At 37.6% G+C, this 24,739-nt stretch carries 19 protein-coding genes; 11 read left to right on the top strand and 8 right to left on the bottom strand.

Features of this window, described 5'->3' with window-relative positions:
• The 5 genes from EGN73_RS17310 to EGN73_RS22845 all read left to right on the top strand — a co-directional run bounded on the left by EGN73_RS17310 (position 1) and on the right by EGN73_RS22845 (position 6,795).
• Positions 1 to 888, top strand: coding sequence for an ABC transporter ATP-binding protein (locus EGN73_RS17310; protein ID WP_219292751.1), 888 nt, complete (start codon positions 1 to 3; stop codon positions 886 to 888).
• A complete protein-coding gene (locus EGN73_RS17305) occupies positions 885 to 4,118 on the top strand; it encodes an ABC transporter permease (RefSeq protein ID WP_219292749.1) in 3,234 nt (1,077 codons plus the stop codon). Before EGN73_RS17310 ends, EGN73_RS17305 begins: the two co-directional genes overlap by 4 nt.
• Before the next feature lie 148 nt (positions 4,119 to 4,266).
• Positions 4,267 to 4,512, top strand: coding sequence for a FeoA family protein (locus tag EGN73_RS17300; RefSeq protein ID WP_219292747.1), 246 nt, complete (start codon positions 4,267 to 4,269; stop codon positions 4,510 to 4,512).
• 41 nt (positions 4,513 to 4,553) lie between these two features.
• Positions 4,554 to 6,677 carry a ferrous iron transport protein B gene (feoB, locus tag EGN73_RS17295; RefSeq protein WP_219292745.1) on the top strand — a complete coding sequence of 708 codons (2,124 nt, stop codon included), beginning with the start codon at positions 4,554 to 4,556 and terminating at the stop codon, positions 6,675 to 6,677.
• 1 nt (position 6,678) lies between these two features.
• Positions 6,679 to 6,795, top strand: coding sequence for a FeoB-associated Cys-rich membrane protein (locus EGN73_RS22845; RefSeq protein WP_219292743.1), 117 nt, complete (start codon positions 6,679 to 6,681; stop codon positions 6,793 to 6,795).
• A 41-nt stretch (positions 6,796 to 6,836) separates the two neighbouring features.
• Here EGN73_RS22845 and EGN73_RS17285 read toward each other — a convergent pair whose 3' ends face one another.
• Together EGN73_RS17285 and EGN73_RS17280 are read right to left on the bottom strand one after the other, a co-directional pair.
• Positions 6,837 to 7,724, bottom strand: coding sequence for an FtsX-like permease family protein (locus tag EGN73_RS17285; RefSeq protein ID WP_219292741.1), 888 nt, complete (start codon positions 7,722 to 7,724; stop codon positions 6,837 to 6,839).
• Between the two features lie 12 nt (positions 7,725 to 7,736).
• On the bottom strand, positions 7,737 to 7,931 hold the full coding sequence (locus EGN73_RS17280) for a hypothetical protein (protein ID WP_219292739.1): 195 nt from the start codon (positions 7,929 to 7,931) through the stop codon (positions 7,737 to 7,739).
• 629 nt (positions 7,932 to 8,560) lie between these two features.
• Here EGN73_RS17280 and EGN73_RS17275 point away from each other — a divergent pair.
• The 3 genes from EGN73_RS17275 (at position 8,561) to EGN73_RS17265 (ending at position 11,697) form a co-directional block, all read left to right on the top strand.
• A complete protein-coding gene (locus EGN73_RS17275) occupies positions 8,561 to 9,220 on the top strand; it encodes a JAB domain-containing protein (protein ID WP_219292833.1) in 660 nt (219 codons plus the stop codon).
• A gap of 221 nt (positions 9,221 to 9,441) precedes the next feature.
• Positions 9,442 to 11,112, top strand: a complete 1,671-nt coding sequence (locus EGN73_RS17270) for a serine hydrolase (protein WP_219292737.1) — start codon at positions 9,442 to 9,444, stop codon at positions 11,110 to 11,112.
• 90 nt (positions 11,113 to 11,202) lie between these two features.
• On the top strand, positions 11,203 to 11,697 hold the full coding sequence (locus tag EGN73_RS17265; protein ID WP_219292735.1) for a hypothetical protein: 495 nt from the start codon (positions 11,203 to 11,205) through the stop codon (positions 11,695 to 11,697).
• Between the two features lie 155 nt (positions 11,698 to 11,852).
• Here EGN73_RS17265 and EGN73_RS17260 read toward each other — a convergent pair whose 3' ends face one another.
• Complete coding sequence (locus EGN73_RS17260; protein ID WP_219292733.1) at positions 11,853 to 13,046, bottom strand: outer membrane protein assembly factor BamB family protein; 1,194 nt, start codon at positions 13,044 to 13,046, stop codon at positions 11,853 to 11,855.
• 39 nt (positions 13,047 to 13,085) lie between these two features.
• Entirely contained in the window at positions 13,086 to 13,922 is an 837-nt protein-coding gene (locus EGN73_RS17255; RefSeq protein ID WP_219292731.1) for a CPBP family intramembrane glutamic endopeptidase, read from the bottom strand.
• 205 nt (positions 13,923 to 14,127) lie between these two features.
• Between EGN73_RS17255 and EGN73_RS22755 the strand changes: the two genes are divergently transcribed.
• Positions 14,128 to 15,306: a helix-turn-helix domain-containing protein gene (locus EGN73_RS22755; protein ID WP_219292729.1), complete on the top strand. Its 1,179-nt coding sequence runs from the start codon at positions 14,128 to 14,130 to the stop codon at positions 15,304 to 15,306.
• A gap of 73 nt (positions 15,307 to 15,379) precedes the next feature.
• Here EGN73_RS22755 and EGN73_RS17245 read toward each other — a convergent pair whose 3' ends face one another.
• The 3 genes from EGN73_RS17245 to ppsA form a co-directional block, all read right to left on the bottom strand.
• Positions 15,380 to 17,320 (bottom strand): glycoside hydrolase family 130 protein, encoded by a 1,941-nt coding sequence (locus tag EGN73_RS17245; RefSeq protein WP_219292727.1) that lies wholly within the window; start codon positions 17,318 to 17,320, stop codon positions 15,380 to 15,382.
• Positions 17,298 to 18,527 (bottom strand): glycoside hydrolase family 130 protein, encoded by a 1,230-nt coding sequence (locus EGN73_RS17240; RefSeq protein ID WP_219292725.1) that lies wholly within the window; start codon positions 18,525 to 18,527, stop codon positions 17,298 to 17,300. The genes EGN73_RS17245 and EGN73_RS17240 overlap by 23 nt, the downstream gene beginning before the upstream one ends.
• Before the next feature lie 569 nt (positions 18,528 to 19,096).
• Complete coding sequence (gene ppsA, locus EGN73_RS17235; RefSeq protein ID WP_246611644.1) at positions 19,097 to 21,517, bottom strand: phosphoenolpyruvate synthase; 2,421 nt, start codon at positions 21,515 to 21,517, stop codon at positions 19,097 to 19,099.
• Between the two features lie 585 nt (positions 21,518 to 22,102).
• On the opposite strand from ppsA, the gene EGN73_RS17230 reads away from it, so the two are divergent.
• Both EGN73_RS17230 and EGN73_RS17225 read left to right on the top strand, forming a co-directional pair.
• A complete protein-coding gene (locus EGN73_RS17230; RefSeq protein ID WP_219292723.1) occupies positions 22,103 to 22,597 on the top strand; it encodes a P-loop nucleotide/nucleoside kinase family protein in 495 nt (164 codons plus the stop codon).
• 1 nt (position 22,598) lies between these two features.
• Positions 22,599 to 23,681 carry a hypothetical protein gene (locus EGN73_RS17225; RefSeq protein WP_219292721.1) on the top strand — a complete coding sequence of 361 codons (1,083 nt, stop codon included), beginning with the start codon at positions 22,599 to 22,601 and terminating at the stop codon, positions 23,679 to 23,681.
• Here EGN73_RS17225 and EGN73_RS17220 read toward each other — a convergent pair.
• On the bottom strand, positions 23,675 to 24,736 hold the full coding sequence (locus EGN73_RS17220) for a response regulator (protein ID WP_219292719.1): 1,062 nt from the start codon (positions 24,734 to 24,736) through the stop codon (positions 23,675 to 23,677). The genes EGN73_RS17225 and EGN73_RS17220 overlap by 7 nt on opposite strands.
• Positions 24,737 to 24,739 lie beyond the last annotated feature (3 nt).

Here is a 24,739-nt window from a genome sequence, read left to right as displayed (position 1 = left end):
ATGAATTTGGAAATAAAAAACCTTTCTAAAACCTACGCCAACGGTGTCAAAGCCCTGCAAGATGTTTCCTTATCCATTGGCAAAGGAATGTTTGGCTTGCTGGGGCAAAATGGCGCGGGCAAATCAACATTGATGCGAACCATTGCCACGCTACAAGATGGGGATAGTGGCAGCATTACTTTCAATGGTATTGATGTATTGAAGCAGCCCGAAGAACTGCGTAAGGTTTTAGGCTATCTTCCACAAGAATTTGGGGTTTATCCTAATGTATCAGCCGAAGAATTGCTTCTTCATATTGCCGATATGAAGGGCATAGTGAACAAAAACGAACGAAAAGAAATCGTTTCAGAATTACTGAACAGAGTAAATCTTTATGATGTCCGCAAAAAACATCTTGACGGCTACTCAGGTGGTATGAAACAACGCTTTGGGATTGCACAGGCATTGATGGGCAATCCGCAATTGATAATCGTTGACGAACCCACAGCAGGGCTTGACCCAATGGAACGCAACCGTTTTTACAACCTACTTTCGGAAATTGGTGAAAATACAGTGGTAATCCTTTCCACACACATAGTAGAAGATGTAAGTACACTTTGCAATGATATGGCAATTATTGGCAATGGTAAAGTACTGATGAAAGGCAAACCTGATGAAATTGAAGAAGCCTTGCAGGGGAAGGTATTTGAATTGCCTATTGAAAAGTCTGAATTACCCGAATATGAAGAAAAATACAAGGTCATTTCCCAACGCTTCTATATGGGCAGAATGATGATTACGGTGGTGGCTGATGATTTTCCAAGTGGGGAGTTTTCAGGTAAAGCACCAACATTAGAAGATGCCTATTTTAATTTATTGTTTGACCAAAAAAAAGCTGAATTGGTATGACTGCGAGCATTTTAAAACACGAAATCAAAAATAGATTCAGCCATTGGTCTATTTTTCTGCTCTATGGGCTTCTGATATTTCAAGGGATTTGGTACACCAAAGGCACTTTTGATTATTATGTAAACGAAGACCTTTTGATGAATGCTGCTGCTGTGTTTTACAAGAACCTTGCTGGCGGCGGCATTCTACTTATCATCATTGTCGCTGTGCTTACAGGTCCTATACTTTTTAAAGAAATTCAACATAAAACGGGACAATGGTTGTTTACCAATCCTATTGATGAGAAGAAGTTTTTTTTGGGTCGTTTTTTTGCGGCATTTTCAATCAATTCATTTGTAGCTTTAGGCTATATCATTGGTATGTTGCTCGTTCCCTATTCAGGTATTGGCGATTCACACCAATTTGGTGATGCTCCTTTTGGACAATTAATGCACGGCTATTTTTTTCTTTTACTTCCCAATTTATTGTTGTTAACCTCTTTGGTGTTTTTCGCTTTGGTGTACTTTAAAAAAATGGCTGCGGGGTATTTGGCTGTAATCATCACGGTTATTGCTTTTTTATTGATGCAAACTACAGCCGAAAGTTCGGGAGCTACTCCATTTTTGATGATTGCAGATCCTTTTGGTTATGTGGCAGTAGATAACGCCATTGACTTTTTGAGTGTGGAAGAACGTAATTTCGGCTACTTAAAATTCACCAATTATTTGCTATACAATCGACTGTTTTGGGTGGGTTTAAGTGTACTCCTCATCTTTTCAGCCTACCGTAAATTTAGTTTCAAAGGTTTTTTGAAAACTGACAATAAGGGGAAAAGTGATAAAGTAGCAAATGCTATTGGCAACTCGGTAGAAAAGACAAATGTTATCACATCAGAAAATCTAACATTCGAATTTGGCTTAAAAGAATGTTTCAAAAAACTATTCTCGCTCTCCATCCTTGAAATTAAAAATGTAGTTCGACCATCAGGCTTTAAAGTTATTCTTGGTATTGTGGTGCTGATGAATATTCTGCAAAACCTTTTGTGGAATGCCTCTTATTACATAGGTCCTACCGAACCACTAACTTTTACAATGACTCAGTTTCGACTTTCCTACGGAATATTTATTATGATTCTTTTAATGGTTTGGTCAGTGGAGCTATTTTTTAAAGATAGAACTGTTAATTTTTGGCAGATAGCTGATGCCTTGCCTGTTCCCGTTTGGACGATTACACTTTCAAGGTTCATTGCTATGAGTGTGGTAGCATTCATTTTGGCTTTTACTTTTATGTGTTCCGGAATATTTGTTCAGACTATCACGGGCGGTACAAGCTTGATTGATTTAAAACTTTATGCTTATGATATACTCGGTTACAATTGGGGCTGGCTTACTTATGTCTTGCAGATTTCATTGGTGTTTTTTATTGCGGGATTGACAAAAAACAGAATTGCCACTCACATTATCTCTGTTGGTATTTTATTTATAACCATTTTAAGTTTTGAACTTGGACTTGCGGAGCAAACCATTTATGCTTTTGCAGCAGTACCCGGTCTCGAAGATTACTCCGAAGTTTCAGGTTATGGTATTTGGACAATGGCAGCTAAATGGTACTTTTTGATGTGGGCTTTATTGGGTGCTTGCTTCATTCTTACTGGCATATGGTTTTGGCAAAGGGGAAGTAAAAGCAGTTTAAGTTCATTTTCTATTTTTAATAAGCAATTATCGTGGGCTGGTAAAATTTCTTTGGCGTTTTTACTGATTGGATTTGTGGCAACAAAACTTCATATCATCAACGAAGTAAATGGTAAAGGGAATTTTGAGTTAAGCGAAACAGAAGAACACGAACAAGCCGACTATGAAAAAAAATACAGCTACTTGAAATCGTATGTGCATCCAAAATATAAAATGCTGGATTTAAAGTTCGATTTTTATCCTGATGAACGCAAAGCCGTCTATATAGCAGAAATAACGCTTAGCAACAACTATTCGTCAGACACTTTATATTTAAATTGGAGTGATTTTATAGACGTGCAAAAACTAAGTATTGCAGGAAAAGAACTAAGTCCAATTTTTCAAGATACCGATTTAAAAATTTCTGCCTATCTCATTTCCAACAAGTCAGATAGTGTTCTTAATGTAACCATACAAGCACAGAAACAATATATTGGCTTTACACAAGGTGGTGAAGACCCGCAGCCCGATTTGATGTTCAATGGTTCTTTTGGAAGTATCAAAGATTTTCTGCCTACTATCGGGTATGATTACGATCGGGAATTAAATGAGAACAGAAAGCGTGCGGATTATGGGTTACCAAAATTGACTTCCCGAATGGCTTCTCTTGATGACTCAATAGCCTTGAGCCAAGATGCCTTTTCTCCTGATGCGGATTGGGTAAAAGGAAAAATTGAAATTTCCACAATAGAGAATCAAACCGTCATTGCTCCGGGAAACTTTATAAAGTCTTGTTCCGAAAAAGGACGAACCTATTCAATTTTTGAAATTTTAAAACCCCAACCTTTCAATTGGTATCTTGGTTCGGCTGAATACGGGAAAGCTGAACTTGTATCCAATGACGTAACATTAGAAATCTACCACGACCCCAAACACCTTTTTAATGTTGAGTTATATAAAGAAGCAGCAACTAAGGCTATACAGTTTGTAAGTGAAAGTTTTGGCGAATTTCCATCCCAACAAATTCGTATTTACGAAATTCCGTACTATCAAAAGCCTTTTTATAGCTTCCCGAATGCCATAGCCATTTCAGAAAAAGAAGGTTGGTACGCCAAAACAGATGCTATGAAAGAAAGAGCCTACATCTACCAAACTGTTTCCAGTCAAATCATCAAGCAATGGATACAGTCACACATTTCAGTAGCCAACGTTCAGGGAGCAGATATGTTAAGAGTAGCCTTACCCGAAGCATTGGCCTTGACTTTTGTTGAAAAAGAACTCGGCAAGGATGCAACAGACATAATGCTCAAGAAAAAAAGCGACAAGTATGCCAAGGACAAAAACAGTGAAGCCAACCAAGAGCCAGCATTGATTTATGCTGATGGGGCGGATTATTTGGAGGCAAACAAAGGTGCCGTGGAAATATTTAAATTGATAAAACAATTGGGGATAAATGAATTTATTCAGTCAATCTATACATGGAATTTAGCTCAAAGTTGTAATGTCACATTTTTAAGCCTTATTGAGCATCTAAGGTTTAGTCATAATGAAATGAAGGTTGAAAATTTTGAAAAAAAATAAAATTGGGTTGCATTCATAATCTTTCAAGAGTTTGAGTTTCTTTTCAAACGAATTAATATTTAAATTACTATTTAAAATTAATCTTAATAAATTGTAAAATTGACCCGTTATGATCATTTTTACAGAATAGACTATTTAAACAATTCCCATGAATTTAAAAATCAAAGCTTCGGACATAGTGCAGGATAAAGAGTATCACATCTTGGGATTTGAAGATTCAGATTTACAGATCAATCTGGTAGAAATCGGTATAATGGTGGGGAAATCTATTATTCTCAGACATAAAGCTCCACTTCATGGTGCCATAGCATTCGAAGTAGATGGGAATATGGTATGTATGAGACCCAGTGAAGCTGAACTGATCATTACCGAACCCTTGGATTCTGCCATCTAATGAAATCAATATTAATCTTGTCATAAATAACCTAAATTTCAATGGCGTCATCCTCTGTGATCAAAAAGACCCAAACTATTGCTTTAATAGGGAATCCAAATGTCGGAAAGTCCAGTGTTTTTAACCAACTAACAGGCCTGAACCAAAAAATTGGAAACTATCCCGGGGTGACTGTAGATAAAACCGTAGGCTACCTGAGAGATTCTTCCAATGAATTGCAATTAATTGATCTTCCAGGAACGTACAGCTTATATCCAAAATCAGAAGATGAATTGATTGCCTATAGGGTTCTATCTGAAAGTGATGGAAAATTGGATGCTGCTTTGGTTATTTTGGATTCCTGCAATCTGGAAAGGGGTTTGTTATTGGCCACGCAGGTTATGGATTTAGGGCTTCCCCTAGCCTTGGTGCTGAACATGAAGGACATGGCGGAAAAGAGTGGTGTAAAACTTAGAACCCATGAGTTGTACCAAGCTTTGAATGTGCCTTTGATTTTGACAGATGCCCGGAAGTCAGAAGGCATTCAAGCGGTGAAGTCACTTTTAATACAAAGAACTTTTAACCAAGTAGACCCATTTATAAGTGTTGAAAATATTATCCCCGAAGGTTTGTTGAAAGCCACTATGGAGTACTTTAACGTTACTTCCCCATATAAAGCTTTTCAATTATTGGTTTTTGCAGAGGAAGACAATACCCTGAATGTGGAGGACAGAAGTTGGCTTTTGAATAGAAGGCTTGAATTTGGGTTTGACATCCACAAAGCCAAGCTTGAAGAGGCAACAATCAGAAACAAAAAGATAAAGGCCATTTTGGAGAAAACAGTATCTAAAGTGGATTCTGGTAAAGGATCTTTTGGTAACCAAATGGATAAGGTTGTGCTGCACCCGGTTTTAGGATATGGCATATTTTTAGGTATCATGTTATTGATCTTTCAGGCTATTTTTGCTTGGGCAGAAGTTCCCATGGATTGGATTGATGAAGGTTTTGCCGGGCTAGCAGCTTGGATTACACAAACTTTGCCTGAAGGCGTATTTACTGACTTTTTAGCCGAAGGGTTGGTGCCAGGTATCGGAGGTATAGTTATTTTTATACCACAAATTGCTATGTTATTTGGTTTTTTGGCTTTTCTGGAGGATACCGGATACTTATCCAGAGTCGTGTTTTTGATGGACAGGTTTATGCGGCCCTTTGGACTTCACGGCAAAAGTGTGGTTCCGCTAATTTCAGGTATGGCATGTGCTATACCTGCAGTAATGGCCACTCGAACAATCAGCAATAATAAGGAGAGGTTGATTACCATATTGGTAGCTCCATGGATGAGCTGCTCTGCCCGATTACCCATTTATATCATTATCATAGGATTGATTATTCCCTCACAGACGATTTTGGGAGTCAATGCACAGGCTTTGGCCTTACTGGGTATGTATCTTTTGGGAACTGTGGCAACTCTACTTGGCGCATTTTTACTTAATCTCGTTTTTACCCAAAAGCAGAAAAGCTATTTACTTACAGAAATGCCGGTCTATCGCTTCCCAAGATGGAAAGCCGTACTGATGACAATGTATGGTAAGTCAAAGGTTTTTGTATTGGAAGCGGGAAAGGTCATCCTTGCTATATCAATTATCCTTTGGGTATTGGCCAGCTATGGACCTCCTTCTACAATGAATTCTTTATATGAAGAGGAAGAAAATCTTTTGAGCAATACGCAATCTGTTGAAGAAATAGCGGAAATTGAAGAACTTTTTGCCTCCAAGAAATTAGAAGCATCCTATATGGGGATTATGGGCAAAGCCATTGAACCTGTTATCCGTCCCTTGGGATACGACTGGAAAATAGGAATTGCCCTGATAACCTCCTTTGCTGCAAGGGAAGTTTTTGTAGGAACCATCGCTACCATATACAGTATTGGTGGTGATGTAGATAATGAACTGACCATAAGAGAAAAGCTTGCGCAGGAAAAAAGACCGGATACAGGAGAAAAAGTTTATAATTTAGCTACAGGGCTTTCTTTAATGATATTCTATGCTTTTGCCATGCAATGTATGAGTACATTAGCGGTAGTAAAAAGAGAAACAAAGAGTTGGAAATGGCCAATCCTACAAACCTTGGTAATGACAGGTGTAGCATATTTGGCAGCATTGATCACTTATCAGACCCTAGTTTAGCATGTGGCAGGAGATATTGGTTTTTGGTTTGTTTATTTTGGTATTAGGCTTTACTGTTTATAACTTATTTTTTGCTAAAAAAAAGAATAAGGGGTGTGGGTGTGATGGATGTTCTTAGAGTTTATATTTTTGGGATCAGTCGACATTTAACTATCGAAATCAATCTCTTTCCAAAGTTTCTACAGGATTAACTGTAGAGGCCTGAAAAGGTCGCCAGCTTACAGTCAAGGCCATAAGCAAACTTGAAATAAGAATAGTTAGTAGGAAAATCCCTATCCCCGGTTCTAACTTTTCAGGAAATTGCTTTAGCCAATAATTCATCAAATAATATCCAAGTGGCAGAGAAATGATTGCACCCAACAAAACAGGACGGAGAAATTCCCCTAAAAGCATTTTCTGAACAGATAAGATTCCAGCACCGAGAATTTTTCGTATCCCAACCTCTTTTCTTTTGGAATCTGCCACAAATAAGGCCAAACCGTAAATCCCCAATCCTGATATTACAATGGAAATCAAAGAAAACAGCCCTATTAAAAATGAAGCTTTTTCCTGTTCCTCATATTGCATAAGTATGCGGTCGTTCAAAACTGAGAATTCAAAAGGTCTTATGGGTTCTACACTCTTCCAGGTATCAGCCAATTGGTTAATTAAGTCTGAGGAATCCATTTGTTTACTTCTGACCAAAAGATATTCCGGCTTGAAATCGTTGATCGGTATAAATACGGTTGGGACAATGGGATACCTCAAGTCTTTGGTATGGTAGTCATTTACTACACCTACAATGTTCCCTTTATAATTACTGAATAGCTGACCATTTTCTTCAGTAAATACCCTCACAGCTGCACCTAAGGCCTCCTCCTTGCTTTTATTCATGACTTTCAAAGCAGACTCATTTACTACTGCGGATAAACCATCGATTTGTGGGAATTGGTCCCGCATCTGACTGAATTCCCCAAGGTCGGCTACTTGGTCTAGGATTTCCCTACCTGCTATCATTTCTACACCCAAAAAGCTAAAAAACTCAGGGCCTACAAATTGTACATTCATAAAACGAATATCCTAAGGGGTATTCCTTTCGAATTCTACAGATGGCGTCCACCCCCCTTCAATACCCGGCAAAAACCTGCTTGTAGTAATAGATTTTACTCCTGCTATTTGTGCCACTTGATGATATAAGGCTTCTTCATTTTTGATACCTTCCATTTTGATGGCCAAAAGGTCATCAGTATCAAAGCCCATATCCAAGTTGGTCATGTGTTGATATTGCTGATAAACTGCGATAGAACAGAAAATCAAAACCCCGGAAAGGAAAAATTGAAAGCCTACCAGGTATTTCCTGACAAAACCCCCGCTTGGGCTAAAGCGAAAGTTTTTTAAAATAAGCTGGGGCCTCAGTTTGGCGAGGTAAAGGGACGGGAAAAAGCCAGATAGGAGTGATACCCCTAACCAGAACAATATGATTAACCAAGCATATTGAATGAGTGTCTCTTGGAACTGAACGCTTGAAAATCCTAAGTAGCTAGAAATAAATGGTAAGCAGGCAAAGGCCAGGACCAAACTTAAGAATAAAGCGATGCCATTCAATACCAAAGCTTCGTACTTAAAGCTTTTGTAAAAAATAAATTGGAGCTGAACAATTAAAAGCTGGAGAGTAGGTTAAAAAGTAATTTGTTATTTTTCTTACTTATGTCTTCCAAGTTATGCCTGTCTCTGCTCATGTGTCTGATGTGATGGTGTAGATTTTTCAAGGGACTACGGCATAAATAGGAAAGGTATACCGAACAGGATTTATTCCGTTCCACCTTGCTTTCAGTGGTTTGCAGACTCCTGGGGGAGGGGCTAAACAAAAGCTCTAGGGCAAGGAGTGAAAAGTCTGCAACAATATCATAGCTACTTCCAGAAACATCCTCAGAGAAGAAACTGAAATCCTTTACACCAAAGGAAGATCAGCCCTTTCCGATTTTCACCTGATTGCTGCAATAGGTGGGATTACCTCAGAACAAGCAAAGGCAATATTTGCGGCTGAAAACTACAGTCTGGCAGCTTTGGCCAAATACTCCCTGCATGACTGGATGAAGGTAGGAGGTATTGGTGAAGCCAAAGCAACGGCATTGGTACTGGCTTTTGAAATAGGTAGGAGAAGAATAAGGGAACCCGAACAAAGGAAGATAAAGATATGCTGCTCCTCGGATATCTATCAGATCATGAAAGCAGACCTCTTGGATGAACTGGTGGAACATTTCTATATCATCCTTCTTAACAGAAGCAATCAGGTCATAAGAAAAGTAAAGATCAGCACCGGTGGAACAAGCGGCACCATTGCAGATCCCAAAGTGATCTTTAAACATGCTTTGGAAAATCAGAGCTGCTCGATGATCCTGGTCCACAACCATCCCTCAGGAAACTTGAAACCCTCAGAGCAGGACAGGAGACTGACCAAAAAACTCTCTGAGGCCGGGAAGTGCCTTGACATCATTGTGCTGGACCATATCATCTTTACAGATCATGCTTACTTCAGCTTTGCAGACGAAGGCAAGAAGTAATGGAAAGTGGAGGGAGGCTCTCTTTTTTTGGCCGGAATTCAGCTGACAGGCACCTTGATTTTGTCCGAAGGTGGGAAACTGATTTCTGGTGCAACTATAGTGTCAGCTTTTTTTATTGTTTGATTTTTATACCTGAAAGAAGTACTGATTCGTAAAGTCGGACTTTTATCATCACTTTGAGCTTTAAAATTGCTTTTCGTAAAACATAAAAAAAAGCAATTATGAAGAAATTATTAATGGTGATTGGTTCAATTCTGCTGACCTTCGAAGTCTTTGCCCAAAACCTTGAAAGTAAAATGGATTCCCTTGCCATGACATTAACAGGGAAAGGCCAGCCGGGCTTTGTTGTCGGGGTCACTAAAGGGAATGATGTGATTTTTCAAAAGGCTTACGGTCAGATGAACCTGGATTACCAAATGCCGAATTCCAATCAAACCACTTTTAATTTGGCTTCTGTTTCAAAGCATATCACTGCTTTTGCGATACTTAAATTAGAAGAAGAAGGTAAAATAGATCTTGATGCCCCTGTTCATCAATATATTCCAGACCTTCCGGATTATGGAAAAGAGATCACGGTGAAACATTTGATTTTTCATACCAGTGGATTGGGTTCAACAGATAATGTCCGCCTTTTCGCAGGGATATCCTTAGAACAGCCTTGGACTGCTGATGATGAATTCGAGCTGATAAAAAGTTATAGAATTCTTAATTTCAATCCTGGAGATGAATACTTGTATTCTAATGCCGGCTACGGATTGCTAGCCAAAATCATAGAAAATGTAAGTGGACAAGCCTATGACGCTTATGTTGAAAATGAACTTTTTGCTCCATTGGGAATGAGCAATTCCTTTGCTTATACCAGACCTGGAAAAACCATTCCCAATAGGGCCGTAGGGTATAAAAAAACTGATAATGGATTGGAAAGAACGATTACCGAATCTGAGTCTGTGGCAGGTGGCACCAATATCTTCATGAGCTTGGAGGATATGTTGGTTTGGGGAAGGCATTATTTCCAACCGACTCTATTTTCATCTGAAATCAGACCAAGATTAGAATCTTCAACGGCCAAACTGGTAGATGGTACTGAATTAAAATATACTTACGGTTTAAATTTAGTAGACTATAAAGGTATTCGACTTGTAAGTCATTCCGGAGGAACCATGGGATTTTCGGCTTATTTCACCTGGTATCCAGAACATAAAATGTTTGTAGCAGTGGCTGCCAATAATCAAAATATCAGTACCGCAACAATTTCCAGATTGGTGACGGAAACTTTGCTGTCTGAGTATTTTGTTGAAGCGTCTTTGGCAGAAAATGAAGATATAGAACTCCCGGTAAATCAATTGAGAAAGTTTGAAGGGGAGTTTAAAATGGAAGATGGAATGGTGCTGACTTTTAAGGAAAAAGAAGGTAAACTATTCCTATTAATTCCTGATGCACCTGAATTTGAGCTTTTTGCGTCTTCGCCCTCTAAGTTTTACCTGAAAGCATTTGAAGCACAAACTGAGTTTTTGATCGGCAGCAACGGAGAAGTCAATGAATTGATCTGGTACCAAGGCGGAAAAAGTTTTCCAGGTAAGAAGGATGACGGGACTTTGCCTGTTCCTGCTCCTGACAAAGATGAGCTTTTAGGGAATTATTTCAGTACTGATCTGAATGCAGTTTATCAAATCACTTTGAAGAATGATGTGCCCATATTGGTAATGCCCAGGACTATGAAGTATTATTTGGGATTGGAAAACCTTCCCTTGGAGCATATTGATGGGGATAGGTTCAAAGTTGAAAAGCTGGGGGAGATCTATTTCACAAGAGATATCCGAAAGAATATTAATGGTTTTGTTATCAAAGATGTGGGAAGATTGAGAAACATTTCATTCGAGAAAACCAAATAGAATTTGACAGTTCCATCCAACCTTCCTTTCAGCTTTCATTATTGGCTAATGAACCTGAATGGGAGGTTTTGACTAAAGGGAAATTTGAATATGAGAAATAAAAAAAGCATTAGAATACAAAGGAAAAATCCGGTTTCAGAAATTACCTATGTACAGGATTCCCAAGGAATATTTGGAACATTGAAAATACCTTTTTTCAATAATTCGGCATTTTATTCCGGGAAAGAACTCTATGAATTTCACTCTTTAGATTTTATGGGTAACTCTTTCAGAGTTTATAGGGAAGGCAAATCCATAGGGTATATTCATTTTCATGCATTAAGGAATTTGGCACAAATCAATCTTGTGGAAGAAGGCCCATTTCAATTTTCCCTTAAGGGGATATTTAATGGGAATTGGGTATTAAGGCAAGGGAAAATATCCTTAGAACGTATTGATAATAACCTGGATTTTCATCATTTGGATCCGAAAGAAAAGGAACTGTTATTGGCATGCGGACTTTTTACCGCAGCAAAGATCAATAAGGATTTGATTATATTTCTCCCAATCATTCTTCTTATATGGGTATTTTTGATTTTGGTTTAACCTTTTAAAATGCATATGGGAATTACGCCAGGCTAACATAAAATATATCCAATCATTTCAGATTGAGTTGATGATCATTTTAATTAATGGTTTTTGTATCAGTAGGTCATAGTATGTTTGGTCTCACTTTGATTTTAAAAGCAATTGATTAATGGTTATGTATTGACATCCTCTAAACCTATAGCATAAACTTTTCCATCCAAACTTGTGAAAAAAAGTATATTATCTTTTATTGCCGGAGTATTTATTATTGGCCCGAGAGAATTTATTAGGGCTTCACCTTCTTCAGCTGAATTGATCGTTAAATCATTTCTGAATTTTCCTTCAGGATTGTACAAATTTCCAAAATTGAATTTACTGGTAGCCGTTTGATATTCCCAAATTATTTCCCCAGATTTAGCTTCAATAGCTCTGATTTTTCCGTCAAAACCTGCCATTAAAACAGTATTTTGGTAGGGGATAGGGGTGGCATAGGATCTGGTGAAGGTCCGGATGCTCCAAATCTCTTCTCCTGAATTTCTGTCCAATGCATAAAATTTGTAGGTATCTGAGCTACCAAAAAACACTTTATCTTGAAAAATCAAGGGACTTGCAATGATCCAACTTCCTCCGGTTTCAGTAAAATCCCAGATTTCCTTGCCTGTTTCCAAATCCAATACATAGAGTCGGGTATCACGGGATCCAATATAGACTTTTCCTTGGGCAACAGTTGGGGTTTTCTGGAATTCAGCATCAGGAAAATATTCAGAACCTTTAGCCTGGTAAGTCCAGATTTGACTTCCAGTATTGGCATCAATGGCAAAAACCTTCCCTTTGAAATTCCCAACCAAGGCCTTATTGTCAACCAAAACCGGACTCATATGAATTGCCCCATTGGTAGGAAAATCCCATATGACTTTACCTGTATTTGGTTCAAGAGCTACCAGATTTCCATCTTCTGTTCCCCAGTAAATTTTATCCTTTCCTGCCACAGGTCCGGCACGGTAATAATCCCAAAGGTCAATGGCTTGAGTAGGATTTCCACTTGCTATCCATTCCAGCTTACCAGAGTCTTTTTTCAGGGCAATTAAATTTCCTTTTTCATTGGAAAAAAGCACCAGATCATTCCAAACTGCGGCATCCGAAAAGATGGGGGCTTTGCTGTCATATTTCCAGATGACTTCTCCGGTATTTTGATCAAGTTTGAAGAAAATTCCTTGAGCATTTCCTACATACAGGTATTCATCCTCTATTTCCGGACTTGCATGGATAGCTGCTCCGGTATCCTGCTCCCAGACCAAACTTTGTGAAAAGGATGGAATTGAAATAAGGAGCAGGAAAAGAGCAAGTAGTTGGTTTAGTTTTTTCATTTTAATTGTGGTTTATAATTAGTTGGTTTTCATTCAAAATTACAGCGGATACTTTGACTGAATTCTTTTCCTTCTCAGCCAAAGTCCGATCAGTAAATAAAGCAGGTTAGGGATAATCCCACAGATAGGAGAGATCCAAATCTGGAAGCCATTTTCAATAAGGATGTAGCCATCAATGACCAGGTGGTTGATCAATGCATCTTCTACTGCATGCATCAGAATTACCGGCCAAATAGATTGGGTCAGACGGTAGATTTCAGTAAACATCACTGTCCAAACAATCATGTTCAATACGGCTATGATGGTGAAAGGAATCCTTCCCACCGGAAGCACGGTTTGAATATCTCCCTCTGGTAGAAAAACCATGTAATATGGGGCATGCCAAAGCCCCCACACCAATCCTATGATAAGGTAAAGTTGGAGATTAGAAAGCTTTAGCTTGACTAGTTTTACTGTCAGATAGCCTCTCCACACAGATTCTTCGAATATATTTTTGATGACATTGACACCCAATAAAGTCCAGAATACAGATAAGAAAGGTCTGATTTCAAATGCACTGAAATCAATCCAACCTGTCAGTCCACCTATTCCTAGACAAATTGCCGTCACCAGTGGATAAATGATCAAGGCGACGAAATACCATCGTCCATTTCCTTTAAAATTGGGAAGGAGACCAGCGTCTTTCCATCCGTCACCCATAAATGTCCTTAGGACAATGACCGTCAATAAGGGGAAAACCAGCCATATGGCCATTCCCAAACTTTCATCCCCTTCCTGCTCAGGTAAAATTGAGTCTATACCTACTCCTGCCCAACCGATTATTAGGGCAATCACAATGAAAATGAATAAATTACGGATATTGGTCTCCTTCTTCATGTCTCGGCTAATTATTTATTCAGACACCCAAATAACTGCGTTTTGTATTGTTTGGAAGTTCGGGTTTTAAAAACTGCACATCTTTTGGGTTCTAAAAATTAGGTAAATCCAAAGGTAATTGCTGTTATGAATGTTTGTTTCTATGTTAAAAACTATTTGGAAAAGTAGCAGGTATACCTAATTTTGATTATTCAACCTTTTGTCCGTGAACTTTACTGAATCTGCAGATTGGATTTTACAGAACTTTAAAGTCTTGTTTAGTTTCCTTGGAGCTATTCAGGCATTTATTCTTGCAGCAGTAATTCTTTTTTATCCGAGGGAAAACAGGGTGTCTAATATTCTTTTAAGCCTTTTTGTATTTTCCATCGGTCATCTTTTAATTATCAACCGGGTTGCAGAATGGCTAAATCACCATTATGATTGGCTGTTGTTTAGCTTTCAGCTTTTGGGTTTGATTTCCTTATATCTTTATATCAAGAGTCTTTACAAAGACATTAATTGGAGGAAACAATGGTGGCATATTTTGGTGATGGCCTTTGATTCTTTAAGGATTTATATTGGAAGTCAGATCCGGTTGTCAAACCTTGAAGAGGATGAGTATTACTACCAGTTTTTGGGTACTAATTTTGAATATTTCAGCTTGGTAGCCATTGTTGTTATCTACATCATATATTTTTTACTTACCATAAAAGAGTATCAAAATTATCTGAAGATTGCTAGGAAGAATTTTTCAGATGAATTGAGGTTAGGGACTTCTTGGGTAAAGCAGATGATTTATGGCAGGTATTTTCTTATTGTAATTGATTTTATTTTGCTGTTTATCAATTATACATTTAAGGAATCTTATTCTCCATATCACGGCATTGCCAATACGATAGCTTATACTGTTTTTGCCTACTATATCACCATAAAAGGAAAACTCAATCCGGCAGTCTACCAATTAAGGCAAATTGAAAATCCACAATTAGGGGAAAAGTCTTTTGAAAAAATTGATCAAAAGGAGTCCAATGAAATGTTGGAAGAAATTGCGATGCTTTTCCGAAATTCCATGGATCAAGATAAACTGTATATTCAAGAGGGCCTATCAGTAAAAGAAGTAGCAGAACATCTTGGACATCCACCATATTTGGTTTCTCAGGCCATAAATACATGTTTGGAAAAAAGCTTTTTTGAATTGATTAATGGCTATAGGGTGGAGGAAGCCAAGAAATTAATCATGGATGAAAACCTGAATCATTTATCCATGGTTGGAATTGGTTTTGAGGCCGGGTTTAGTTCCAAGACTGCATTTAATACTGCTTTTAAAAAGCATACTGGAATGACGCCAACCGATTACAAGAGAAGCAAGATATATAGGAATAAATCAGTTTCGGATATTCCATAAAAAAATACTACCAATATTGTATATTGTCAGTCATTGCTGGAGGCTTGGGATTTGGGCGTTTAATTCATGTCTGTCAATCACAAATACCGAATCTTTTCATAATGTCACTCAATTCCATTTTGGCAACCCCAATTACTTTATCAGCACCTCCGTAATACAAGTAAACGGTTTGATCTAGGAGTACGGCTCCGCATGGAAATACTACATTGTTTACAATCCCTTCTATTTCATAGTCCATCTCGGGTTCTAGTAGGGTTGCATCTGTTTGTGCTATGACATCAAATGGATTGTTTAAATCAAGTAGAGCGGCTTCTACCTTGTAAATTGTTGGTGAAGGAATAGTTGCCCGATGAAAAAACATCAGCCATCCATGTTTTGTTTTGATCGGTGGTGCAGCAATACCGTATTTAGAATTGTCCCAATAAGTTTTCCTGGGCTCGATCAATGATTTTCGGTGTACCATCCATTTGTTTTCGCTGAATTCCAGGTTCTTTTCTGTATTGATACAAATACAATCATTTTGTCGGTGAAAAATCACATACTCACCATTTATTTTTTCGCTGAGCAGACAGGAATTCTTATCGGCAACATTCGGTGGTGTTATTACCTTGGGATTTGTCCAGTTCCATCTTTTATTAAGGAAGTCTTCCTCTTTAATAGAGGTAAATGCAACCCGAGGCGTATAGCCATCAAAAGCTGCATAAAATATATATAAAATATCTCCCATTTTTGTAATTCTTGGATCTTCACAACCAGAATTCCCAGGGCGCAATTTCTTCTCAAAATTTGCCCTTGGTTCATAAATTGGGTATGGAAGTCGCTCGTCTATAATTAGCCCGTCTTTTGAGGAAGCATATCCGAAAACTGAAGTATCATCCAAGGACATGGCCCTGTAAATAATATGAAACCTGTTGTCTAGATATATTACAGCAGGATTGAAAGTAGCTTTAGCCTCCCATGAAAACTCAGGCCGGGGAGCTATAATCGGGTTTTGATCAAACCGCTTGAAACTTTGTTTGATCCATTTGCTTTGGATAAAACCGAATGGTTTTTTGTAGCTTAAATCTTCTATTATACTTTCTGAATCCCCGATAGCGACACAAGATGTGGTGTCTGCTGCCCCATAATAGAGGAGCAATTTTTTATCCTCCAATAGAGCACCTGACGGAAAGACAATATTGGGAACATTTCCTTCCAGTTCATATTTTTTCAAAGGAACTATAAGTGGTTCTGGAGATTTGCCAATTACTTTCATAGGGTTTTTAATATCCAGAAGGGCTGTTTCAATGCGAAAATTCTTTTCCGGAGAAAAATAATTCTGAATATAAGAGTAAATAAGTAGCCAACCTTTTTCTGTTTTCACAGGTTGGGCTCCTATTTCAAGGTGGTCATTTGCGTCTCTCAGGAGGGGAATGACATGAAGATTGAGGTTATTGTACCAATCATTCCAATAAGTTTGTGACCATAGATCTTCCTCCTTATCAAATAATGCAAGGGCAATCTTTGCCGGCGGAATATCGGTATGGACAGTTAAAATAGCAGCAAATTTTCCATTGATTTTTTCGGGAAACAAAGCCATCGCTTTTGAATTGAACCTGGTAATTTCATGTTTCTCAAATTTTTTGAAATCCTGGGTAATGGCGAGGCCGATATGAATTCCTTTTGCTGAAAAAGGGTAATCAGACAATGCTGTATAAAAAATATAATATTTGCCTTCACAATAGGTCACTCTTGGGTCTTCACAACCAAACATTTCCCATGAAAATTCGGGTTTTATAATTTGTCTTTCGGAACCAAAATGAAGTCCGTTATCACCGCAAGTATAGCCAATGGTGGATATGGGGATATTCAAGGAACTGTTGATGGCCACAGGATTGCCAATAGCCCTAAAAAGCAAATGATAGGTGCCCTCTTTTTTTACTACCGAAGGATTAAATGCCGCTGCGGCTTTCCATTCGATGTTTTTATCAGGCCTGATAATAGGGTTCTCCTTAACCCGATGAAACTGTTGCATATCTTTTCATTTTAATGGTTTTCAATTCAGTATGCTTGTTATCACCTTTGATTTTTGATATCAGGCCTTTTAAATCACAAGATGCAGCACATATGTAACTATCAGATCCTCCATAATAAACAATCAGTTTGTTTTTGATTATCGAAGCTCCACAACTGTATACTACACCTCTTTTATGCCCTTCATTTTCATACCAAAGCTCAGGCTCGAGGATGGGAGCTTCCGAACGATAAAGAATTTTTTCAGGATTATTTCTGTCCAGTATCATCGCTCCAAGCTTGTATTTATCCGGATCCCTTTTATCCATGGCATGATAGATAACCATCCAGCCATCATCAATTCTAAAGGGAGGTGGTCCTGCGCCTCTGACCCAATTGTCCCAATGTCCTTCTCTACCTCCCGGACTGTATTGGCTTTGGATATATTGCCCACTTTCAAAGTCAAGAGAATTGAGGTAGGCTATAGATATCACAGGATTAATACTGTGAAGAATGGCGTATTTTCCATGAATCCTTTCGGGAAAAATCACCCAGTTCTTATTGGTTATTCCCGGTGCTGAAATGAATTTTGGAATCGACCAATTCCATTCTTTCTTTAGAAAGTCACTTTTTTTAATCGATGACAACGCTACTCTTGGCGGGGTATGTCCGTCGAAAGCTGTAAATGTCATATAGACCTTGTCTTCAATGACAGTAAGCCTTGGATCCTCGCAGCCATAAAAACTGCCTCCTGATTTGGTGGCGTAAGGATGTGGGGGAAGGGGGATCTCTGATTCCAGGCGGTTGATCACAAAACTTGGAATATCAGACTTCTTATCTATTTTGGTGCCTGATTTACTTGAAGCGTAACCAAACACCGAAATACCGGATTCCCCAATAGCCCTATAGATAAAATGAACCTGATTTTTCAACAATACAGATGCAGGGTTGAATACAGCCTGAGATTCCCAAAGGTTTGAAGTGCTTGGAGAAAGAATTGGGTTTTCTGGAACTCTCAGTAGAACTGTATCCTGTTTGGAAGCTGTTTCTTTAATGTCTTCTGGGACATATTTAAGTAAGCTTTTTATCTTTTTAAGAGAAATCCTAATTGAATAAATTCTCCTCTTTTGAAGAAAACTGAAATTGAAATACCTTAAAGAACAACCAATTCTTAAAGGTATGATTTTACTATCTGAAGACCAGATCAATTTCTTTTTTGTGTTTTTCAAATTTAAATCAGATGCTATTATACCATTTGATTTAGTATCAAATTTGAATAGAAGTCTATTGGAGCTATTTGAAAATTCATAATAGTTTTCAACCACTTTAGTGTAGTTTCTCCTCTTTGTTCTTTTTTTGATATTCATCAGGATTTTGTGGTTAAATCGAGAACAATCAATTAAAAATCAAAGTATAGCCAGGTATCTTAGTTTTCATTCTAAAATTTCAAATTTGTCGAAAAGCAAATTTTTCATACCGAAATACTTTAATTCAAATTTCAGATTTATGCAGCTAAACAATAATGACAATTATGTGTGGTATCTGAGATTTTTGTCATGATAGAGCCAAAAAAATAATATGTATATCCAGAACTTTACCAGTAACCAATATAATAGCTGAATTTGCATAAAATCTGATAATAATGAATACTTGATATTCATGGATATTGAGTCAGTCGCAAAGTTTAACCCTAAAAATTAACCTTCTGGCAAAGAAGCGGATAATCATGAAAAATAATATGACTACCAAAATTTAATCTAAACGTAGGTTATAAAAACATAGTAGTTCGCTAATGAATTTAAAGCATCCATTTTGGAGTTTTTATATGGCGTTCTGCCTCTGTTATACTTTTAATTCCTTTCAGCAAAGCATCGGGGCTGAAGGAAATACTATCAATCCCCTCATCAACTAGAAACCTGGTAAAAGCGGGATTGTCACTGGGGGCCTGTCCGCATAATCCGATTTTTATTCCAGATTTTTTTGCGCTGTGGATACTCTCCTTAATAAGGAATTTGACTGCTAAATTTTCTTCATTAAACAAGTAATTGAGGCTCTCTGAATTACGGTCAATGCCCAAGGTGAGCTGGGTCAGATCATTAGACCCTATTGAGAATCCATCAAAAATACCGGCAAACTGATCTGCTAAAATTACATTTGCAGGAATTTCAATCATGACATAGATTTCAAGACCTTTTTCGTTTTGAAAAAGTCCATTCAATTCTAATTCGGAAATGACCAACTTACCTTCTTCCAGTGTTCTGCAAAAAGGAATCATCAATTTGACATTATAAAAGCCCATTTCTTCCCGTACTTTTTTAATTGCACGGCATTCTAAAGCGAATGCATCCTTATAAAAATCGCTGTAGTACCTGGAAGCACCTCTCAGCCCTAGCATTGGATTTTCTTCCTTAGGTTCAAAAATATCTCCCCCAATTAAATTTACATATTCATCACTTTTAAAATCGCTCAGTCGGACTATGACGTCTTTTGGATAAAATGCCGCTGCAACAATTGATACCGCCTCAGCTACTTTATCAATGAAATACTCTTCTCTTTTTGTAAAATTTGTAGTCAATTCTTTAATTTTTAACCTGACATCCTCATCGTTGATCTTATCATAATTCAATAGTGCCAAAGGATGGATTTGTACACTGTTACTGATAACAAATTCGAGGCGCATCAGACCAACACCGCTGTTAGGATATTGACTCAATTCAAAAGCCCTATCAGGATCTGCCAAGTTCAACATGACAGCTGTTTTGGGCATATTCATATGTGGTATCACCTCTTCTGAAATATCCCATTCCAATACTCCTTGGTAAACTTTCCCCTTTTTGCCCTCTGAGCAGGATACGGTTACGTCCTGCCCATCCCTGATAGATTCAAGAGCGTTTCCACAACCTACTACAGCAACAGTGCCCAGCTCTCGGGCAACTATGGCAGCATGACTTGTCCTTCCTCCTTTATTGGTAATAATCGCTGCAGCCTTTTTTAGAATGGGATCCCAATCTGGGTTGGTGATGTCCGTAACTAAAATTTCGCCTTTTTTCAATAGGTATCCCATTTTTGGATCCGTTATTATCCTAGCCTTTCCAGCTGCAATTTTTTCACCTAATGCTATTCCTGATGTAATTAATTTACTTTTTGACTTTAGCTTATATGTAATTCGAACCTGATTGTTTTTTTTCTTATGGACTGTTTCCGGTCTGGCCTGAAGTATATACAATTGATCTGATACGCCATCTTTAGCCCATTCAATATCCATTGCCATTCCATAGTGACGTTCAATCAAACATGACCACCTGGCCAGCTGGATTACTTCATTTGAATTCAAAGTAAAAGTGTTTTGTCTTTGCTTTGGTGTTTCAATGTTTACCGTTGACATTTCCGGATCATTGGATCCAATAATTTGAGCATAGCTCAGTGTCATCTCTTTTCTTCCGCATGTACTTTTTAATATAGGGTTTAGTTTTTCATCAAAAAGTGTAGGTTTGAATATTATCCATTCATCAGGTGTAACTTTTCCCTGAACGACGTTTTCACCTAAACCCCAGCTGCTGGTGATGACTGCTACATTATTGAATCCAGAATCTGGATCAATTGTGAAAATTACCCCAGAAGAAGCCTTATCACTTCTTACCATTTGTTGGACCCCTACCGAAATTGCCAAATCATCAGATTCAAAACCCATTTCATACCTGTATTTAATTGCTCTGTCAGTGAAAAGGGAAGCGTAGCATCGGTGGACTGCACTCAACAATTGTGCTTCACCCCTAATATTTAAAAAAGAATCCATCCTGCCGGCAAAACTGGCACTTGGTAAATCCTCCGCGGTAGCACTGCTTCTAACTGCAACATCAAGGTTGTCCACACCTGTTTTTTGGCAAAGTTTTCGGTAAGCATGGAATAAGCAATTCTGAATTTCTTCAGAAAACTTTCCATTCATAATCATAGCTCTTGCTTGAGATCCTACTTCAGAAAGATTTGAGAACTCTATTTTATCCAAGGTGTCCAGCAAATCAAAAAGAGGTATTCCCAAGTTGTTTGATCGGAGAAAGCATCGGTAGGCATCTGATGTTAAAGCAAATCCATCAGGAACAGCTATTCCTTTTGATTTTAATTGAGTAAACATTTCTCCCAAAGAAGCATTCTTTCCACCAACTAATTTGCTGTCCAGAATTCCAATCTCCTCAAAAAACATAACATATTCAGGTTTCATCATTTTGTTGTTTTGGCTAAAGTTTGAACAGATGTTTTAAAGGGATTTGAAGAGTTTAGATAAGATTTTATCTTGGAGTTATTTGGTTTATGGTTGAAATATCATGATTGTAAAAACAAAAAGCGGGGGTTTGACTTCCCGCTTTAAGAACCTATGACAGAATATTTCTTTTGATCGGCTGTATTTTGTCAAGGTTTACACAATGCTGGGCTTAAATTCAGTACAGATTTTCTGTGTTTGCAGACCTATCAGACTTTCAGTTGATGTGAACAAAATCTCTGAAGGCTGACCTGATTATGAGACTTTCATTATGTTGGATCGAAATTACAGACAAGGAAATAGACCCTTGATGATAAAAGTTTTGATATTTAAGATTTTTCTCATTAAAAGTATAATTCGGGTGCCTATATGCTACTTGTAAGTGATAACTCCTGTAGAGTTTTTTGAAAGAAGTAAGGTGCCCTTTATAGGTCCAAGTGTTTTGACTGTTTTCGTAAATGAAAAAAATCTTGCTTTTTGAAAGCAAATGTCATGAAAATGAAATATTGATTTAATCATTTTTGATTGAGTTAATTGATTATGGGTATGATCATTATTGTAATGGGTTTGCCAGGTTCCGGGAAAAGTTACTTTGCAAGATTATTGGCTGAAAAGCTCAATGCGTCTTATTTGAGCAGTGATAAGGTAAGGGAAATGCTCCATTTAAAGGGAAGGTATAACCTGGAAGATAAAATGTTTGTATATGAATGGCTTGCTAATATTACCGAAGGCTTACTGGAAGGCAAAGCAATAGTGGTGGTAGATGCAACTTTTTATTTAAACAGTACACGACAACTATTTCTGAATTTGGGACAAAAGCATCAAGTGGCAGTCAAATTTCTGGTTATTTCAGCTCCAATTTCTTTGATAAAAAAAAGATTGGAAAGGCCTAGGGCTGATAGTGAAGCTGACTTTTTGGCTTTTAAAAAAATCAAGGCGGAGTTTGAGCAAATGTCCTTACCCTGTCTGAAGCTCAGATCTTCTAGCGATAATATAACTCATATGTTGGAAGAGGCAGTTAATTATATTAATGTAACCTGAAATGAGGACTGAAGAATTGTTGGATCTAAAAAATAATGCCTACTATAATGGCATCTCTTTAAAAGCAAATCTAATTGAAACGCACATTTCCTGGGTTTTGGTTGGTGAAGAATTTGTTTTTAAAATCAAAAAGCCTGTCAAACTCGGTTTTCTAGACTTCTCCACTTTGCCACTGAGGAAGCATTTTTGTTATCGGGAGTATGTACTGAACCGACTTTATTCAGACATTTATTTAGGTGTTTTACCCATAAAAAAAAAGAATGGCACATGGCATATAGGAAGAGGGAGAGGGAGGATTTTGGATTATGCGGTAAAAATGAAAAAAATGGATTTTAATACCCAAATGGATATCATGTTGGATACCAATATGTTGAAAATTGGACATGTCAGATCCTTAGCAAGGGTGATTGCAAAAATCCATGATAAAGCTGAAAGAGTAAAATCTGAAATCAGTATATTGAAAATGAACTCTCTTTTTAATGATTTGACAAAAATTGAACCTTTAGCAGCAAAGTATCTAGGGACAGGGGCAAGGGAGATTGTAAAAAGTTCGGTCGCCTGGAGCAATGATTTCCTGAGCAAGCATGCTGAAAGAATTCACCAAAGATCAAACCTAGGTTTTGTAAGGTTGGTTCATGGAGATCTTCATTCGGGAAATGTTTTCATCCTCGATCCACCTGTCCTGTTTGATTGCATTGAATTTGACGATTCTCTAAGGACCATCGATGTTTTGAGTGAAATAGCTTTTTTGGCGATGGATATGGAATTTTATAAGCAAAAAGGATTGAGTGCTTCTTTTATATATGAATACAATTTGATTACAGGAGCACTTCTGAACAAAGAAGATTTTGAAATTCTGAACTATTACAAATGTTACAGGGCAAACATTAGAGCAAAAGTACTTTTCATCCGTGCCAGTGAATGTAGAAATAAAACCGAATTTACCAATAACCTGCTGAAGGCCAGATGCTACTTAAATTCTATCGCGAATTACATGCAATATAAACCATATCCCTATAAGGTAGAACCAAGGGCTCTCAGTGCTGCACTTGGATCAAGCGATTTAGCAGACAATTTTCAATAAATGATTTTTTTCAATTTCGGAAAGTCTAAAATTCTGATTCCTTCAGGACAAAGCTCAATTATTTTTTCATCCCTGAACTCGGCAAGACAACGGTTAAGGGACTCTGTTGCAGTTCCTACAAGATAAGAAATATCCTTTCTGGATAATTCTATGAATGAATTTAGGTCCTGGGAATTGTGAAATTGTTCATGAAGTCTGTTCAATACCGAAGCCGTTCTCTGTCTGTTTGAAGCATATGCCAAATCAACCATAAATTCCTCACTCTTTATCAGTCTGTTTGATAACTGCATTAAAAAGTAAGTGGAAATTTCTTTATTGGTACCTAAGGTGTTCAAAAATTCATTTTTAGGGATCTGGAAAACTTCGGATTCATCCATAGTGAAAGCACTTTCTGTATAAGCAACATTTCCCAAAATAGATACATACCCTAAAAATGATCCCGGGCCATGCAGTCCTGTGATCAACTCTTTTCCATCTGTTGAGGATTTGAATGTTTTTAACAAACCATTCGAAATAAAAAAAATATCATGAGCAGTGTCACCTTCATTATAAATTATTTCCTTTTTGTAAAAAGTTCTTTTTTGTTTTCCTTTTATTAGTTTACTCAATTCTTTTGATTCCCTGTCCTTAAATTCAATAAAACCCTGTCCCCAAACTGTGTCTCTAAAGGAAGTTTTTAACATATGATTTTTTTGAATGGATTTTTCGATGACTGTAAGTAATTCATGTCCGTCAAAAGGTTTGACTAAATAATCATCAGCACCTAAGTTCATCCCTGTCCTAAAATCTGATTTCTCAGCTTTTGCGCTTAAAAAAATGAATGGAATATCTGATGTCTTTTTGTTTTTGTTTAAAATGTGTAAAACTTCATAACCATCATGCTCAGGCATCACGATATCACAAAGAATTAAATCAGGCGAAGAGCTTTGGGCCAATTGAATTCCCTCTTTGCCGTTTGAAGCACCAATAACATCATAACTGGCAAGCTTCAGGATATCAGAAATGTTCTCCAACATCTCTCTGTTATCTTCAATTACAAGAATTTTTTGGTTCATGAC

This window comes from Arthrospiribacter ruber (assembly GCF_019343195.1).
In the GTDB taxonomy this organism is placed as follows: Bacteria; Bacteroidota; Bacteroidia; order Cytophagales; family Cyclobacteriaceae; genus Arthrospiribacter; species Arthrospiribacter ruber.
The sequence above is the reverse complement of the archived record's forward strand: the minus strand, read 5'-3'. Positions and strand labels throughout refer to the sequence as shown.